The sequence below is a fragment of the Escherichia sp. WS2035 genome, assembly GCF_046487065.1.
Taxonomy (GTDB): Bacteria; Pseudomonadota; Gammaproteobacteria; order Enterobacterales; family Enterobacteriaceae; genus Escherichia; species Escherichia coli.
Genome location: NZ_JBJQKD010000014.1, coordinates 18,760 through 34,446, shown reverse-complemented (window position 1 = coordinate 34,446; position 15,687 = coordinate 18,760). Strand labels below are relative to the sequence as shown.

The 15,687-nt window shown below is 52.2% G+C and carries 14 protein-coding genes; 3 read left to right on the top strand and 11 right to left on the bottom strand.

What is annotated here, in order from left to right; genetic code table 11:
- Positions 1 to 104: 104 nt before the first annotated feature.
- A complete protein-coding gene (purL, locus tag ACJHX4_RS20245) occupies positions 105 to 3,992 on the bottom strand; it encodes a phosphoribosylformylglycinamidine synthase (protein ID WP_001531893.1) in 3,888 nt (1,295 codons plus the stop codon).
- Positions 3,993 to 4,249: 257 nt separating this feature from the next.
- On the opposite strand from purL, the gene mltF reads away from it, so the two are divergent.
- Positions 4,250 to 5,806 (top strand): membrane-bound lytic murein transglycosylase MltF, encoded by a 1,557-nt coding sequence (gene mltF / locus ACJHX4_RS20240; RefSeq protein WP_000734193.1) that lies wholly within the window; start codon positions 4,250 to 4,252, stop codon positions 5,804 to 5,806.
- Here mltF and tadA read toward each other — a convergent pair.
- Both tadA and yfhb read right to left on the bottom strand, forming a co-directional pair.
- Positions 5,803 to 6,306: a tRNA adenosine(34) deaminase TadA gene (gene tadA, locus ACJHX4_RS20235; RefSeq protein WP_001531894.1), complete on the bottom strand. Its 504-nt coding sequence runs from the start codon at positions 6,304 to 6,306 to the stop codon at positions 5,803 to 5,805. The two genes, mltF and tadA, sit on opposite strands and share 4 nt — an antisense overlap.
- A 57-nt stretch (positions 6,307 to 6,363) precedes the next feature.
- On the bottom strand, positions 6,364 to 6,999 hold the full coding sequence (gene yfhb, locus ACJHX4_RS20230; RefSeq protein WP_000190644.1) for a phosphatidylglycerophosphatase C: 636 nt from the start codon (positions 6,997 to 6,999) through the stop codon (positions 6,364 to 6,366).
- A gap of 208 nt (positions 7,000 to 7,207) precedes the next feature.
- Here yfhb and ACJHX4_RS20225 point away from each other — a divergent pair, with 208 nt between their 5' ends.
- Entirely contained in the window at positions 7,208 to 8,056 is an 849-nt protein-coding gene (locus ACJHX4_RS20225; RefSeq protein WP_001296301.1) for a MurR/RpiR family transcriptional regulator, read from the top strand.
- 55 nt (positions 8,057 to 8,111) lie between these two features.
- A complete protein-coding gene (gene yfhL, locus ACJHX4_RS20220; RefSeq protein ID WP_001196297.1) occupies positions 8,112 to 8,372 on the top strand; it encodes a 4Fe-4S dicluster ferredoxin YfhL in 261 nt (86 codons plus the stop codon).
- Positions 8,373 to 8,565: 193 nt separating this feature from the next.
- On the opposite strand, the gene shoB is transcribed toward yfhL, so the two are convergent.
- From shoB to lepA, 8 genes are all read right to left on the bottom strand, one after another.
- The gene (shoB, locus tag ACJHX4_RS20215) at positions 8,566 to 8,646 is read right to left on the bottom strand and encodes a type I toxin-antitoxin system toxin ShoB (RefSeq protein ID WP_000128777.1); all 81 of its coding nucleotides are present in this window, start codon (positions 8,644 to 8,646) and stop codon (positions 8,566 to 8,568) included.
- A 420-nt stretch (positions 8,647 to 9,066) separates the two neighbouring features.
- Positions 9,067 to 9,447, bottom strand: coding sequence for a holo-ACP synthase (gene acpS / locus ACJHX4_RS20210; RefSeq protein ID WP_000986038.1), 381 nt, complete (start codon positions 9,445 to 9,447; stop codon positions 9,067 to 9,069).
- The gene (gene pdxJ / locus ACJHX4_RS20205; protein WP_001296302.1) at positions 9,447 to 10,178 is read right to left on the bottom strand and encodes a pyridoxine 5'-phosphate synthase; all 732 of its coding nucleotides are present in this window, start codon (positions 10,176 to 10,178) and stop codon (positions 9,447 to 9,449) included. The genes acpS and pdxJ overlap by 1 nt, the downstream gene beginning before the upstream one ends.
- An 11-nt stretch (positions 10,179 to 10,189) precedes the next feature.
- Entirely contained in the window at positions 10,190 to 10,918 is a 729-nt protein-coding gene (recO, locus tag ACJHX4_RS20200) for a DNA repair protein RecO (protein ID WP_000399404.1), read from the bottom strand.
- An 11-nt stretch (positions 10,919 to 10,929) separates the two neighbouring features.
- Entirely contained in the window at positions 10,930 to 11,835 is a 906-nt protein-coding gene (era, locus tag ACJHX4_RS20195; protein WP_000020737.1) for a GTPase Era, read from the bottom strand.
- Entirely contained in the window at positions 11,832 to 12,512 is a 681-nt protein-coding gene (gene rnc / locus ACJHX4_RS20190; protein ID WP_001068343.1) for a ribonuclease III, read from the bottom strand. The genes era and rnc overlap by 4 nt, the downstream gene beginning before the upstream one ends.
- Positions 12,513 to 12,783: 271 nt before the next feature.
- On the bottom strand, positions 12,784 to 13,758 hold the full coding sequence (gene lepB, locus ACJHX4_RS20185; protein ID WP_000002542.1) for a signal peptidase I: 975 nt from the start codon (positions 13,756 to 13,758) through the stop codon (positions 12,784 to 12,786).
- Positions 13,759 to 13,773: 15 nt separating this feature from the next.
- Positions 13,774 to 15,573 (bottom strand): translation elongation factor 4, encoded by a 1,800-nt coding sequence (gene lepA, locus ACJHX4_RS20180; RefSeq protein WP_247773283.1) that lies wholly within the window; start codon positions 15,571 to 15,573, stop codon positions 13,774 to 13,776.
- Positions 15,574 to 15,687: the final 114 nt, after the last annotated feature.

Below are 15,687 nucleotides of genomic sequence, written 5' to 3'. Positions count from 1 at the left end.
ACAAAAAAGCTCCCGAAGTTGGGAGCTCATAATAGCGGTTGGTGCTTAATGCCGGATGCGGCGTGAATGCCTCATCCGGGCTGCAATACCAATGGGTTGACGACTTACCCCAACTGCTTACGTGCATTGCGGAAAATGCGCATCCATGGGCCATCCTCGCCCCAGTTTTCCGGATGCCAGGAGTTGCTGACAGTACGGAAAACTCGTTCCGGGTGCGGCATCATAATGGTGACTCGACCACTTTCAGTCGTGACCGCCGTAATACCGTTCGGTGAACCGTTCGGGTTAGCCGGGTAGGTTTCAGTGACTTTGCCGAAGTTATCGACATAGCGCAGTGCCACCAGCCCTTTGCTTTCCAGTGCCGCCAGATGCGCCGCATCACGCACTTCCACGCGCCCTTCACCATGAGACACAGCAATCGGCATCTGCGAGCCCACCATCCCCTGCAACAGCAGCGACGGGCTTTGGGTTACTTCTACCAGACTGAAACGCGCTTCAAAGCGATCGGAGGTGTTACGCACAAAACGTGGCCACAACTCGCTACCCGGGATCAGTTCACGCAGATTAGACATCATCTGGCAACCGTTACATACCCCCAGCGCCAGCGTTTGCGGACGATGGAAGAAGGTTGCAAACTCATCGCGTACACGGTCATTGAACAGGATAGACTTCGCCCAACCTTCACCAGCGCCCAGCACATCACCGTAGGAGAAACCACCACACGCGACCAGGGCGTGGAAACCCTCCAGGCCCGTGCGTCCAGCCAGCAGATCGCTCATATGCACGTCGATAGCATCGAAGCCTGCACGGTGGAAAGCTGCCGCCATTTCAACATGCGAGTTCACGCCCTGCTCACGCAGCACGGCAACTTTCGGGCGCACGCCAGTGGCAATAAACGGTGCTGCCACATCTTCGTTGATATCAAACGACAGTTTCACATTCAGGCCCGGATCGGCGTCGTTTGATTTCGCCTGGTGTTCCTGATCGGCACACTCCGGGTTGTCACGCAGGCGCTGCATCTGCCAGGTAGTTTCTGCCCACCAGACACGCAGCGTGGTGCGGCTTTCGCTAAATACAGTCTGCCCGTTGGCAGTAATCACAAAACGGTCACCGGAAACCGCCTGCCCAACATAATGGACGCAATCAGCAAGCCCATGCTGTGCCAGTACCGCTTCAACGGCTTCACGATCAGCAGCTCGAACCTGAATCACCGCACCCAGTTCTTCGTTAAACAACGCCGCCAGGCGATCGTCACCCAGAGAGGCGATATCCGCGTCAATGCCACAATGACCAGCAAAGGCCATTTCCGCCAGCGTTACCAGCAGGCCGCCATCAGAGCGGTCGTGATACGCCAGCAGCTTACGCTGTGCAACCAGCGCCTGAATCGCGTCATAGAAGCCTTTCAGTTGGGCAACATCGCGTACATCTGCCGGTTTGTCGCCAAGCTGACGATAAACCTGCGCCAGTGCCGTTGCGCCCAGCGCGTTATTGCCTTTGCCCAAATCAATCAGCAACAGTGCGTTATCTTCGGTAGAAAGCTGCGGCGTAATGGTGTGACGTACATCTTCCACGCGGGCAAATGCGGAAATCACCAGCGACAACGGCGACGTCATTTCGCGCTCTTCGTTACCTTCCTGCCAGCGGGTTTTCATCGACATAGAGTCTTTACCCACCGGTATCGTCAGGCCCAGCGCCGGACAAAGTTCTTCGCCCACAGCTTTAACGGCTTCATACAGGCCCGCATCTTCACCAGGGTGGCCTGCCGCCGCCATCCAGTTGGCGGAAAGTTTAATGCGTTTGATATCGCCAATTTGTGTTGCGGCGATGTTGGTTAGCGCTTCACCGACTGCCAGACGGGCAGAAGCGGCGAAATCCAGCAGCGCAACTGGCGCACGTTCGCCAATTGCCATCGCTTCGCCATAGTAGCTGTCGAGGCTGGCGGTAGTGACCGCGCAGTTAGCGACCGGCACCTGCCACGGCCCCACCATCTGATCGCGCGCCACCATGCCGGTTACGCTGCGGTCACCGATGGTCACCAGGAAAGTTTTCTCCGCCACGGTCGGCAGATGCAGCACGCGTTTCACCGCGTCAGCGATGGTGATCCCTTCACGGGCCAGCGCGTCGCCTTTCGCTTTCAGCGTTTGCACATCGCGGGTCATCTTCGGCGTTTTGCCAAGCAGTACGTCCAGCGGTAGATCAATCGGCTGATTATCAAAATGACGATCGTGCAGAGAAAGATGCAGTTCTTCGGTCGCTTCACCAATCACCGCGTACGGTGCGCGTTCACGCTTACACAGTTCGTCAAACAGCGGTAACTGATCGGCAGCAACTGCCAGCACGTAGCGTTCCTGGGATTCGTTACACCAGATTTCCAGCGGGCTCATGCCTGGCTCGTCGCTCAGAATATCGCGCAGTTCGAATTTACCGCCGCGCCCGCCGTCGCTCACCAGTTCCGGCATGGCGTTAGAAAGACCGCCTGCGCCAACGTCGTGGATAAACAGGATTGGGTTGGCATCACCAAGCTGCCAGCAACGGTCGATCACTTCCTGGCAGCGACGCTCCATCTCCGGGTTGTCGCGCTGTACGGAAGCAAAGTCGAGGTCGGCATCAGACTGACCAGATGCCATGGAAGACGCCGCGCCGCCGCCAAGACCGATGTTCATTGCCGGGCCGCCGAGAACGACCAGCTTCGCACCAACGTTGATCTCGTCTTTTTGTACGTGATCGGCGCGAATGTTGCCGATCCCACCCGCCAGCATGATCGGTTTGTGATAACCGCGCAGCTCTTCGCCATTGTGGCTGTTCACTTTTTCTTCATAAGTACGGAAGTAGCCGTTCAGTGCCGGGCGACCAAATTCGTTGTTAAACGCCGCGCCGCCCAACGGGCCTTCGGTCATGATGTCCAGCGCGGTGACAATGCGCTCAGGCTTACCGAAATCTTCTTCCCACGGCTGTTCAAAGCCCGGAATACGCAAGTTGGATACGGAGAAACCAACCAGACCGGCTTTCGGCTTTGCGCCGCGCCCGGTGGCACCTTCATCGCGGATTTCACCGCCAGAACCGGTCGCCGCACCCGGCCACGGAGAAATCGCCGTCGGGTGGTTGTGGGTTTCAACTTTCATCAGAATATGCGCCGGTTCCTGATGGAAATCGTAGCGGCCCGTTTCGTGGTCAGCAAAGTAGCGACCCACTTCAGAACCTTCCATTACAGCGGCGTTATCTTTATAAGCAGAGAGAACGTGGTCTGGCGTGGTTTCGAAGGTGTTTTTGATCATCTTGAACAGCGATTTCGGCTGCTGTTCACCGTCGATAATCCAGTCGGCGTTAAAAATTTTGTGACGGCAGTGCTCGGAGTTCGCCTGCGCGAACATATACAGCTCGATGTCGTTCGGGTTACGACCCAGCTTTGTGAACGCATCCTGCAGATAGTCAATTTCATCTTCCGCCAGTGCCAGGCCAAGACGCAGGTTAGCGTCGATTAGCGCCTGACGGCCCTGCCCCAGCAAATCTACGCTGGTGACCGGAGTCGGTTGATGGTGTGCAAACAACTGCTCTGCATCATCTAAAGCAAAAAAGACCGTTTCCATCATGCGGTCGTGCAGTTCAGCGGTCACCTGCTGCCATTGTTCATTGGTCAGCGTACCGGCTTCTATATAGTAAGCCATGCCGCGCTCAAGGCGGTTTACCTGTTGTAGACCGCAATTATGGGCGATATCGGTCGCTTTCGAAGACCAGGGAGAGATGGTGCCAGGACGCGGGGTCACCAGCAGGAGTTTGCCTTGCGGGGCGTGGCTGGCGAGTGCCGGGCCATATTTCAGCAGGCGTTCAAGTTGTGCGTGCTCATCATCGTTTAACGGCGCATTGAGGTCAGCAAAATGGACATACTCGGCGTAAATAGTGTGAACCGGGAGCCTGGCAGCCTGAAAACGTGCCAGCAGTTTGTTGATTCGGAATGCCGACAATGCAGGCGAACCACGCAGAATTTCCATCATAAGTCTCTCGTCTTCTAAGCTTTCGGTGTACCCAAGGGGGGGAAACGGGCGTCATTATAAAGAATCTGATGCGCTGACGAAACCGTTTGCGTGGAAATAAAATCACCATCGTGAATTAGCAACGCGTGCCGCCAATGGCTGTAATAAGTTGCCATCTGGCGCAGGTTTACGCAAAATGCCGCTCATTTATGAGTAAACCTTTCACTATTATTACGTTTTTTCAAGCTGGGACGCGCACGACACAGAGAATTAACTAATTGAAAAAATTAAAGATTAATTATCTGTTCATCGGCATTCTGGCACTGCTGCTCGCGGTCGCTCTCTGGCCATCCATTCCCTGGTTTGGTAAAGCCGACAACCGTATCGCCGCCATTCAAGCGCGGGGAGAGTTGCGTGTGAGCACCATTCATACTCCCCTGACTTATAACGAAATCAACGGGAAACCTTTTGGCCTGGATTACGAACTGGCGAAACAGTTTGCCGATTACCTCGGTGTAAAACTGAAAGTGACCGTGCGGCAGAATATCAGCCAGCTGTTTGACGACCTCGATAATGGTAACGCCGACCTGCTGGCGGCAGGACTGGTCTATAACAGTGAGCGGGTAAAAAATTATCAGCCTGGTCCTACCTATTATTCCGTGTCACAACAACTGGTTTATAAAGTGGGTCAGTATCGCCCACGTACGCTGGGCAACCTGACGGCGGAGCAACTCACCGTTGCACCGGGTCACGTGGTGGTTAACGATCTCCAGACCCTGAAAGACACAAAATTCCCGGAATTAAGCTGGAAGGTAGACGACAAAAAAGGCTCTGCGGAATTAATGGAAGATGTCATCGAAGGAAAACTCGATTACACCATTGCTGATTCTGTCGCCATCAGCCTGTTTCAGCGCGTTCACCCGGAACTCGCCGTAGCGCTCGATATCACCGATGAACAACCGGTGACCTGGTTTAGCCCGTTAGATGGCGATAATACCCTTTCCGCCGCCCTGCTCGACTTCTTCAACGAAATGAATGAAGACGGTACACTGGCACGCATTGAAGAGAAATACCTGGGGCATGGCGATGATTTTGATTACGTCGATACGCGCACATTTTTACGCGCCGTCGATGCGGTACTGCCGCAGTTAAAGCCCCTGTTTGAGAAATACGCCGAAGAAATTGACTGGCGTTTGCTGGCCGCTATTGCTTATCAGGAATCGCACTGGGATGCGCAGGCCACTTCACCGACGGGTGTGCGCGGCATGATGATGTTAACCAAAAACACCGCGCAAAGCCTCGGCATTACGGATCGTACCGATGCCGAACAGAGCATCAGCGGCGGCGTGCGTTATTTACAGGATATGATGAGTAAAGTGCCGGAAAGTGTGCCGGAGAACGAACGGATCTGGTTTGCCCTCGCCGCGTACAATATGGGCTATGCGCATATGCTGGATGCCCGCGCCCTGACGGCAAAAACCAAAGGTAATCCTGACAGTTGGGCTGACGTAAAACAGCGTCTGCCTTTACTTAGCCAGAAACCCTATTACAGCAAGCTGACTTACGGCTACGCTCGTGGGCATGAAGCCTACGCTTATGTCGAAAATATTCGTAAATACCAGATTAGCCTGGTGGGTTATCTGCAGGAGAAAGAGAAGCAGGCTACAGAAGCGGCGATGCAACTGGCGCAGGATTATCCGGCGGTATCGCCTACGGAGCTGGGCAAAGAGAAATTTCCTTTTCTCTCGTTTCTTTCCCAGTCGTCATCAAACTATTTGACCCACTCTCCCTCTCTGCTGTTTTCCAGAAAAGGGAGTGAAGAGAAACAAAATTAATCTGTCGAGGATTGCGCTTTTTTCTGCGCTTTAATTTCCTGGCGGCGCATGCGAAAGAAGTCACTGAGCAACGCCGCACACTCATCCGCCAGTATTCCTTCCGTAATTTCCACCCGGTGATTCATACCCGGATGATGCAGCACATCCATTAAAGATCCCGCAGCGCCAGTTTTCGCGTCACGCGCACCAAAGACCACGCGACCAATGCGACTGTGGATCATTGCTCCGGCACACATTACACAGGGTTCAAGCGTGACATACAACGTGGCGTCGATCAGACGATAATTTTGCATCACCAGACCGCCCTGCCGTAGGGCCATGATTTCTGCATGTGCGGTGGGATCATGTCGACCAATCGGACGGTTCCAGCCTTCGCCAATAACACGATTGTTATGCACTAATACCGCGCCGACCGGTACTTCCCGCTCATCCCAGGCACGCTTCGCCAGCGTCATTGCATGACGCATCCAGTATTCGTAGCTAAATTCGACTTCAGACAAAAAGAAAACTCCGGTTATAAAAGCGCGGCGCATTATACACGGACGCTATGCTTTACTCTATTCCAGTTGCTGGAGTTCACCGCGCGGGGTTACCCGCCAGCGATGCTGGCAAAAGTAAAGCAGCGGGTTGTCCTGGTTACTGTCGCTATAGCCACTGTACAGCCGCAGCGGCGTGCCGATTTTGCGCTCCAGTTGCGCGACCTTCTCATGCCCGAGGCAACGCATCGTCAATACCCAACCACCATAGCCACGCTGAATCTGACTGGCGATAAGATTAACCCGCGGCAGCCAGGGCGTATCGAAATAAACCGCTTCAACCAGCGGCTGCGGAGAGCCGGTAATCAACCAGATATCAGCATCGGAACTTAACAGGTAGGTGGTTAATCGCTCCTGAACCAGCGGAAAGGCGGTAACATTGTCACGAAACCAGCGTACGAAATCGGCCTGCAACGCCTGCAAACGCGCTTCATTGTGACCAAAAGTGCATCCCCACAGAAGCAGACTCATCGGCCAGCGTGCCGCACGACCTTTTATCAATAACGCAATGGCTATGATCGGCAACAACGGCAGAACAAGTAACGCATTCAGCGGTTGGCGACGCAGTAAATAACGCAAAAAACTGCCGAACATATCCTGCTGATGCAATGTTCCATCTAAGTCAAAAAACACCACACGACGCTCGTGAGTTGCCAAACCATACTCCTCTGGACTGAAACATCCTGATTAATTTTCGCTACTACATAGCCTAACAGATAGATCATCACTTTTCCGGCAACAATCGACCGCATCATGGCTAACTGGAATTTTTAATTCATGGCAATTAGCGGCAATGGAATATAAAATTCACTCGCGTGTGTCTCATATTGCCTGTTGTCGCCATTATTTCATCGCGAGGAAAGATATGAACGGCTTACTTCGTATCCGTCAGCGTTACCAGGGGCTTGCCCAGAGTGATAAAAAACTGGCGGATTATCTGCTGCTACAACCTGATACGGCGCGCCATTTAAGCTCTCAGCAACTGGCCAACGAAGCCGGAGTCAGTCAGTCCAGCGTCGTGAAGTTCGCGCAAAAACTCGGCTATAAAGGTTTTCCGGCACTAAAGTTGGCGTTGAGTGAAGCGCTGGCAAGCCAGCCGGAATCTCCCTCCGTGCCCATTCATAACCAAATCCGCGGTGATGATCCGTTACGGCTGGTCGGCGAAAAACTGATTAAAGAAAATACTGCCGCTATGTACGCAACGTTAAACGTTAATAGTGAAGAGAAACTGCATGAATGCGTGGCAATGTTGCGCTCTGCGCGGCGGATAATTCTGACCGGTATTGGCGCTTCGGGTCTGGTGGCGCAAAACTTTGCCTGGAAGCTGATGAAGATTGGCTTCAATGCTGCCGCAGTGCGCGATATGCATGCGCTACTCGCTACCGTACAGGCGTCGTCCCCTGACGATCTGTTATTAGCCATTTCCTACACCGGTGTACGGCGCGAGTTAAACCTGGCGGCAGATGAGATGCTGCGAGTGGGCGGAAAAGTGCTGGCGATTACCGGCTTTACTCCCAATGCCCTGCAACAGCGTGCTTCTCATTGCCTGTATACCATTGCCGAAGAACAAGCGACAAACAGTGCTTCAATCTCTGCTTGTCACGCGCAGGGAATGTTAACGGATTTGCTGTTCATTGCGCTGATTCAGCAGGATCTGGAACTGGCACCAGAACGTATTCGTCATAGCGAAGCGCTGGTGAAAAAACTGGTCTGAGTAAAGAATGCGCGTATAATGCCCGCCCGGTTTGTGTTGTTTTGAGAGTTTCCTTATGGCGCTGTTAATCACTAAAAAATGCATCAATTGTGATATGTGTGAACCCGAATGCCCGAATGAGGCGATTTCGATGGGTGAACATATCTACGAGATTAACAGCGATAAGTGTACCGAATGCGTAGGGCACTACGAGACACCAACCTGCCAGAAGGTGTGTCCGATCCCCAATACTATTGTGAAAGATCCGCAACATGTCGAGACGGAAGAACAGTTGTGGGATAAATTTGTGCTGATGCACCACGCGGATAAAATTTAATATTCTGCTCTGGAAGTAGAGTGTTAATTATTTTATAGAGAAATCTTAACGCTATTATATTTATTTAAATGATGACATTAGCATAATCATTCACTAAGTTAATTTATATAGTATCTGCCCAGACACTTATTTATAGTTATTAAAGGCGCGTCCGATTGGTTCACCGGACGCACCTTAAGTACGTTTCCTTGTGTTATAAGAACAAAAGGAGCAGCTGTAAAACAGCAATGATGATTTTGATGACCCGTTTAATCAGGTATCGGCAATCAGTCATTCGTTTTTCCTTAAACAAGGAATGCAGCCGTTCAGATTAGCCCTTACATCTCCCCAAAACTGAACGTGCGAGTTATTGGAATCGAGTGCTGCACTCCACACCAGAGCTTTGACGACACCACTCGTTTCAATGGGGGAATTCAGTGGCATGGTGTAAAGCACAGCAAAATTGCCAATAACGAAACCGATTTTAATGTACTTATCAAAAAGCGGTCACGTTAATCTTTTCATCAATGTCGATTTCTTCGTAAAGGCTCGCGTTTTTTATGTCAGAGATTGCAAGTTGCTTGTACAGGTCAACGAAATTGATCCATAATCATTTTCGTTGGAATCGTGTGCTGCACAAAATTAAAGTTAAAAAGTAAAACCCCCGTTCCTTACCAGTTCGGGGGTTTTACTTTATAAAGAGAACGGTATTATTTTAACTTTCAATAATTACCGTGGCACAAGCATAGTGGCGCTCATCGGCAAGCGTTACATGCATATTTACAACGCCGAGCTTTTCCGCCAGTTTTAATGCCTCACCCCATAGCCGTAGCCGTGGTTTGCCGAGCTCATCATTGAATACTTCAAACTGATTAAACGCCAGACCATTGCGGATCCCTGTGCCAAATGCTTTTGCCGCCGCTTCTTTCACAGCAAAACGCTTCGCCAGAAAACGCACTGGCTGGTGGTGCGTTTTCCAGATTTCCCATTCGTTATCGCTTAATACGCGGCGTGCCAGGCGCTCACCGGATCGGGCGATCACCGCTTCTATGCGAGCGATCTCTACGATATCCGTACCTAAACCTAATATTGCCATTAGCCACGCGCTTCCAGCATCAGACGCTTCATTTCTGCCACCGCATCTTTCAGTCCGGTCATCACTGCACGACCAATAATGGCATGACCGATATTCAGTTCATGCATCTCAGGGATGGCGGCAATGGCTTTCACGTTGTGATAGGTCAGACCGTGTCCGGCGTTAACTTTCAGACCGAGACTAGTGGCAAAGGTCGCGGCTTTGGCGATACGCGCCAACTCTTGCGCCTGTTCGGCGTCAGTTTTGGCATCAGCATAGCAACCGGTGTGGATCTCGATAAACGGTGCGCCAACCTCTGCCGCAGCTTTGATCTGCTCTTCATCGGCGTCGATAAACAGAGAAACCTGGATCCCGGCATCTGCCAGACGTTTGCAGGCATCGCGCATTTTTTCACGCTGCCCTGCGACGTCCAGGCCGCCTTCGGTTGTTACTTCCTGACGCTTTTCCGGTACCAGACAGCAAAAATGTGGCTTCGTCTCAACGGCGATCGCCAGCATCTCTTCGGTCACCGCCATCTCCAGATTCATGCGGGTATCCAGCGTCTGGCGCAGGATGCACACATCGCGGTCGGTAATGTGGCGGCGGTCTTCACGTAAATGCACGGTAATGCCGTCCGCTCCCGCCTGCTCAGCAATAAACGCCGCCTGCACCGGATCCGGGTAAGCAGTACCGCGCGCGTTACGCAGTGTTGCAATATGGTCAATGTTGACGCCTAACAGTAATTCAGCCATGACAATCCTCATCATTCATAATGTGTTTTCACCGTTCGCTTAGGCATAAACTGCCGGAACAGTTCCCTGCTCTTTAATGGTTTACCGCCAAGATACGGCTTAAGCGCCATGCGGGTAAAGCGTTTCGCGGCGCGCAGTGTGTCTGCGTCAGGAAATTCCCGCGCGTTTAACGCTTTTAACTGCCTTCCGGTGAACGTTTTATTGTCGATAACGACGCTTGCGATAAACCCTTTTTCTTCGCGATAACGATACGTCATGGTGTCATCTACCGGCTCGCCGCTACCCGCACAATGGGTAAAATTGACGCCATAGCCCAGATGCCCGAGCAGTGCCAGTTCAAAGCGGCGCAACGCGGGTTCTGGCGTACCAGTGACCCCGGCAAGAGACTGAATGCAGTGCAAGTAATCGAAAAAGAGTTCAGAGAAGCGCGTCTCGTATTCCAGTACGCGGGAGAGAAGTTCGTTGATGTACAGACCGCTGTAAAGCGTGATACCGCTTAATGGCAGCGCCAGCGAGACAGCTTCAGCACTGCGCAGCGTTTTGACTTCGCCACGCCCGCCAAAACGTAGCAAGAGAGGGGTGAAAGGCTGTAATGCACCTTTCAGAGTAGAGCGTTTAGAGCGTGCGCCTTTGGCAACCAGACGCACGCGACCCGATTCCTCCGTGAAGACGTCCAGCATCAGGCTGGTTTCGCTCCACGGGCGACTATGCAGGACAAATGCGCGCTGCCAGCCTTCCATCGGAGTTACTCTTAAAGATCGTCAACATAACCGAGACTGCGCAGTGCGCGTTCGTCGTCGGCCCAACCGGATTTCACTTTTACCCACAGCTCAAGGTGAACAGGCGCTTCGAACATTTCCTGCATGTCTTTACGCGCTTCAATCCCGATGGTTTTGATCTTGGCCCCTTTGTTGCCAATGACCATCTTCTTCTGCCCTTCACGCTCAACGAGAATCAAACCGTTGATGTCATAACCGCCGCGTTCGTTAGAGACGAAACGTTCGATCTCCACGGTCACGGAGTACGGCAGTTCAGCGCCGAGAAAACGCATCAGTTTTTCGCGGATAATTTCAGACGCCATAAAACGCTGTGAGCGATCGGTGATGTAATCTTCCGGGAAGTGATGGGTCGCTTCAGGCAGATGCTTACGCACGATTGCTGCAATAGTGTCGACATTCAGCCCGGTTTCGGCAGAGATCGGCACGATATCGAGGAAGTTCATCTGGCTTGCCAGGAACTGTAAGTGTGGCAGCAGATCGGCTTTTTCCTGCACATTATCCACTTTGTTCACCGCGAGGATTACCGGCGCTTTGCCATCGCGCAGTTTGTTGAGCACCATTTCATCGTCCGGCGTCCAGCGAGTGCCTTCTACGACAAAAATCACCAGCTCAACATCGCCAATGGAGCTGCTCGCCGCTTTGTTCATCAGACGGTTAATGGCGCGTTTTTCTTCCATATGCAGGCCTGGGGTATCAACGTAGATCGCCTGATACGCGCCTTCAGTATGGATCCCCACAATGCGGTGACGAGTTGTTTGCGCCTTGCGGGAGGTAATGGAGATCTTCTGCCCCAGCAGTTTGTTCAACAATGTGGATTTGCCAACGTTCGGACGTCCGACGATAGCAATAAATCCGCAGTAACTTTTATCGATGCTCATTCCAGCTCCAGTTTTTTCAACGCCTGTTCGGCGGCAGCCTGCTCAGCCTTACGACGGCTTGAACCTGTGCCAACCACCGGTTCACTCAGGCCGCTGACCTGGCAGTGGATAGTAAATTCCTGATCGTGCGCTTCGCCACGTACCTGGACTACCAGATAAGTTGGCAGCGGCAGATGGCGACCCTGCAAATATTCCTGCAGACGCGTTTTCGGATCTTTTTGTTTATCGCCTGGGCTAATTTCGTCCAGACGAGTTTGATACCAGTTGAGGATTAATTTCTCGACGGTTTGAATATCACTGTCGAGGAATACGCCACCAATTAATGCTTCGACGGTGTCGGCGAGAATTGACTCACGACGAAATCCACCGCTTTTAAGTTCACCTGGCCCTAAACGTAAGCACTCACCTAACTCAAATTCGCGCGCCAGTTCAGCCAGCGTATTACCACGGACCAGCGTGGCGCGCATCCGGCTCATATCGCCTTCATCCACACGAGGGAAACGGTGATAAAGCGCATTGGCGATAACGTAGCTCAGAATAGAGTCACCTAAAAATTCCAGACGCTCGTTATGTTTACTGCTGGCACTACGATGAGTTAATGCCTGCTGCAACAGTTCCTGATGATTAAAAGTGTAGCCCAGCTTCCGTTGAAGCCGATTAATTACGATGGGGTTCATGCGATACCAATAAATAAATGCGTCAACAATTCAGCACACGAAACAGACCTGATATACATGGCTCGGCTAACTGCTTCACTGCAGTTTCAGTTTACCGGTATATGGGGACCAACGCTGTTTCGTGTGCCGTGGCAACCTGGAGGTGCCAACCTTAAACTTCGGGGGAATATTCTATACACAACGACGGGGGATGTCGTTAGCCACGGGAGATTTATCTCATAAATAATTCACGTTGTCGCCATAACGGCGACAACGTGAACGAAGATGGCTATTAATGGATACCGCCAATGCGACTTAAGCGCACACCTGTCGGCCATTCGCCTTCTTGCTTATCGAAGCTCATCCAGATAGCCGTTGCCCGACCGACCAGATTCGCTTCAGGCACAAAGCCCCAGTAACGACTGTCCGCGCTGTTGTCGCGGTTGTCGCCCATCATGAAGTATTGTCCCGGCGGAACAATCCAGGTTGCCAGTTGTTGCCCTGGCTGCTGGTAATACATCCCCACCTGGTCCTGCGCAATCGGCACTGTCAGAATACGGTGCGTCACATCACCCAGTGTCTCTTTACGCTCGGAAAGACGAATTCCATTTTCTTTGGTTTCGTTTTTCGGCACTTCAAAGAATCCGCTGGTCGCTTCCCCACCATTACGGCGTGAGAAGGTCTGAACGAAATCGCTCGGTTCCACGTTGGAGTAAGTGACCGGTAGCGCGTTTTCACACGCCTGGCCGGAACTGCATCCCGGTTGAATCGTCAGCTCTTTTGAGACCGGATCATAAGTGACTTTATCGCCCGGTAAACCCACCGCGCGCTTGATGTAATCAAGCTTTGGATCTTCCGGGTATTTAAAGACCACGATATCGCCGCGTTTCGGATGACCGGTTTCGATCAGCGTTTTCTGGTAGATAGGATCTTTAATGCCATAAGCAAACTTCTCTACCAGAATAAAATCACCGATTAACAGAGTCGGCATCATCGAACCTGACGGGATCTGGAACGGTTCATAAATAAACGAACGCACAATCAATACGATAGCCAGTACCGGAAAAACAGAAGCACCGGTTTCCAGCCAGCCAGGCTTCGGCGCAACCTTTTTCAGCGTTGCTTTATCCAGTGAGTCACCGGCAGCCGCCTGCGCCGCTGCCTGACGTTCCCGCCGTTTAGGTGCGAAAAAGAATTTATCCACGCACCATAAAATGCCCGTCACCAGTGTGGCAATCACCAGAATCAGGGCAAACATATTCGCCATGCCAACTCCTAAGGGTTATTTGTTGTCTTTGCCGACGTGCAGAATGGCGAGGAACGCTTCCTGCGGCAGCTCGACGTTACCGATCTGCTTCATGCGTTTCTTACCTTCTTTCTGCTTCTGCAGCAGCTTTTTCTTACGGCTGATATCGCCGCCATAACATTTAGCCAGTACGTTTTTACGCAGCTGTTTCACGGTGGAGCGCGCAATGATGTGCGTACCAATCGCTGCCTGAATGGCGATATCAAACTGCTGGCGTGGGATCAGATCTTTCATCTTCTCCACCAGCTCGCGACCGCGGTTTTGCGAATTACCACGGTGGGTGATCAGCGCCAATGCATCAACACGTTCACCGTTGATTAATACGTCTACACGTACCATGTCGGACGCCTGGAAGCGTTTGAAGTTGTAATCCAGAGACGCATAACCACGCGAGGTAGATTTCAGGCGATCGAAGAAGTCGAGCACCACTTCCGCCATCGGGATCTCGTACGTCAGCGCCACCTGATTACCGTGGTAAACCATATTGGTCTGCACGCCGCGTTTTTCTACGCACAGCGTAATAACGTTGCCGAGATATGCCTGCGGCAGCAGCATGTGACACTCTGCAATCGGCTCGCGCAGTTCGTAAATGTTATTTACCGCTGGCAGCTTGGATGGGCTGTCGACGTAGATAACTTCTCTTGACGTGGTTTCAACTTCATACACTACAGTCGGCGCAGTGGTGATCAGATCCAGATCGTATTCACGTTCCAGACGTTCCTGGATGATCTCCATGTGCAGCAGGCCAAGGAAGCCGCAGCGGAAACCAAAGCCCAACGCGCTGGAGCTTTCCGGCTCATAGAACAGTGAGGCATCGTTCAGGCTGAGTTTACCCAGCGCGTCACGGAAGGCTTCATAGTCGTCGGAACTTACCGGGAACAGACCAGCATATACCTGAGGTTTGACTTTCTTAAAGCCAGGCAGCGCCTTTTCTGCCGGATTACGCGCCAGTGTTAAGGTATCGCCTACTGGAGCGCCGTGGATATCTTTAATCGCACATACCAGCCAGCCTACTTCGCCACATTTCAGTTCAGTGCGGTCAATCTGCTTCGGCGTGAAGATGCCCAGACGATCGGCGTTATAGGTCTGCCCGGTGCTCATGACTTTCACTTTGTCGCCCTTACGCAGGGTGCCGTTTTTAATACGGATAAGTGAAACAACGCCCAGGTAGTTGTCGAACCAGGAGTCGATAATCAGCGCCTGCAATGGGCCTTCCGGATCGCCTTCCGGCGGCGGAATGTCGAGCACCAAGCGTTCGAGAACGTCTTGCACGCCAACGCCGGTTTTCGCTGAACAGCGCACCGCGTCGGTGGCGTCGATGCCGACGATATCTTCAATTTCTTCCGCCACGCGTTCAGGATCGGCTGCCGGCAGGTCAATCTTGTTCAGTACCGGCACCACTTCGAGATCCATTTCCATGGCGGTGTAGCAGTTTGCCAGGGTTTGCGCTTCTACGCCCTGCCCGGCGTCGACCACCAGCAATGCACCTTCACAGGCAGCCAGCGAACGAGAAACTTCATAGGAGAAGTCTACGTGGCCCGGGGTGTCGATAAAGTTAAGCTGATAGGTTTCGCCGTCAGACGCTTTGTAGTCCAGCGTCACGCTTTGCGCTTTGATGGTAATGCCACGCTCACGCTCAAGATCCATGGAATCGAGAACCTGCGCCTCCATTTCACGGTCAGACAGGCCACCGCAGATCTGGATAATACGGTCAGACAGCGTCGATTTACCGTGGTCAATGTGAGCTATGATCGAAAAGTTACGTATATTCTTCATAAAGTATGATTATTGTGCCTTAATGCCCGGTTAACCAGGCTTTTAGAAGTCGCTGTTCTGAGCTTAACGTCTGTATTAATAGAAACGCCGCATTCTACACTACAACATTGAGGC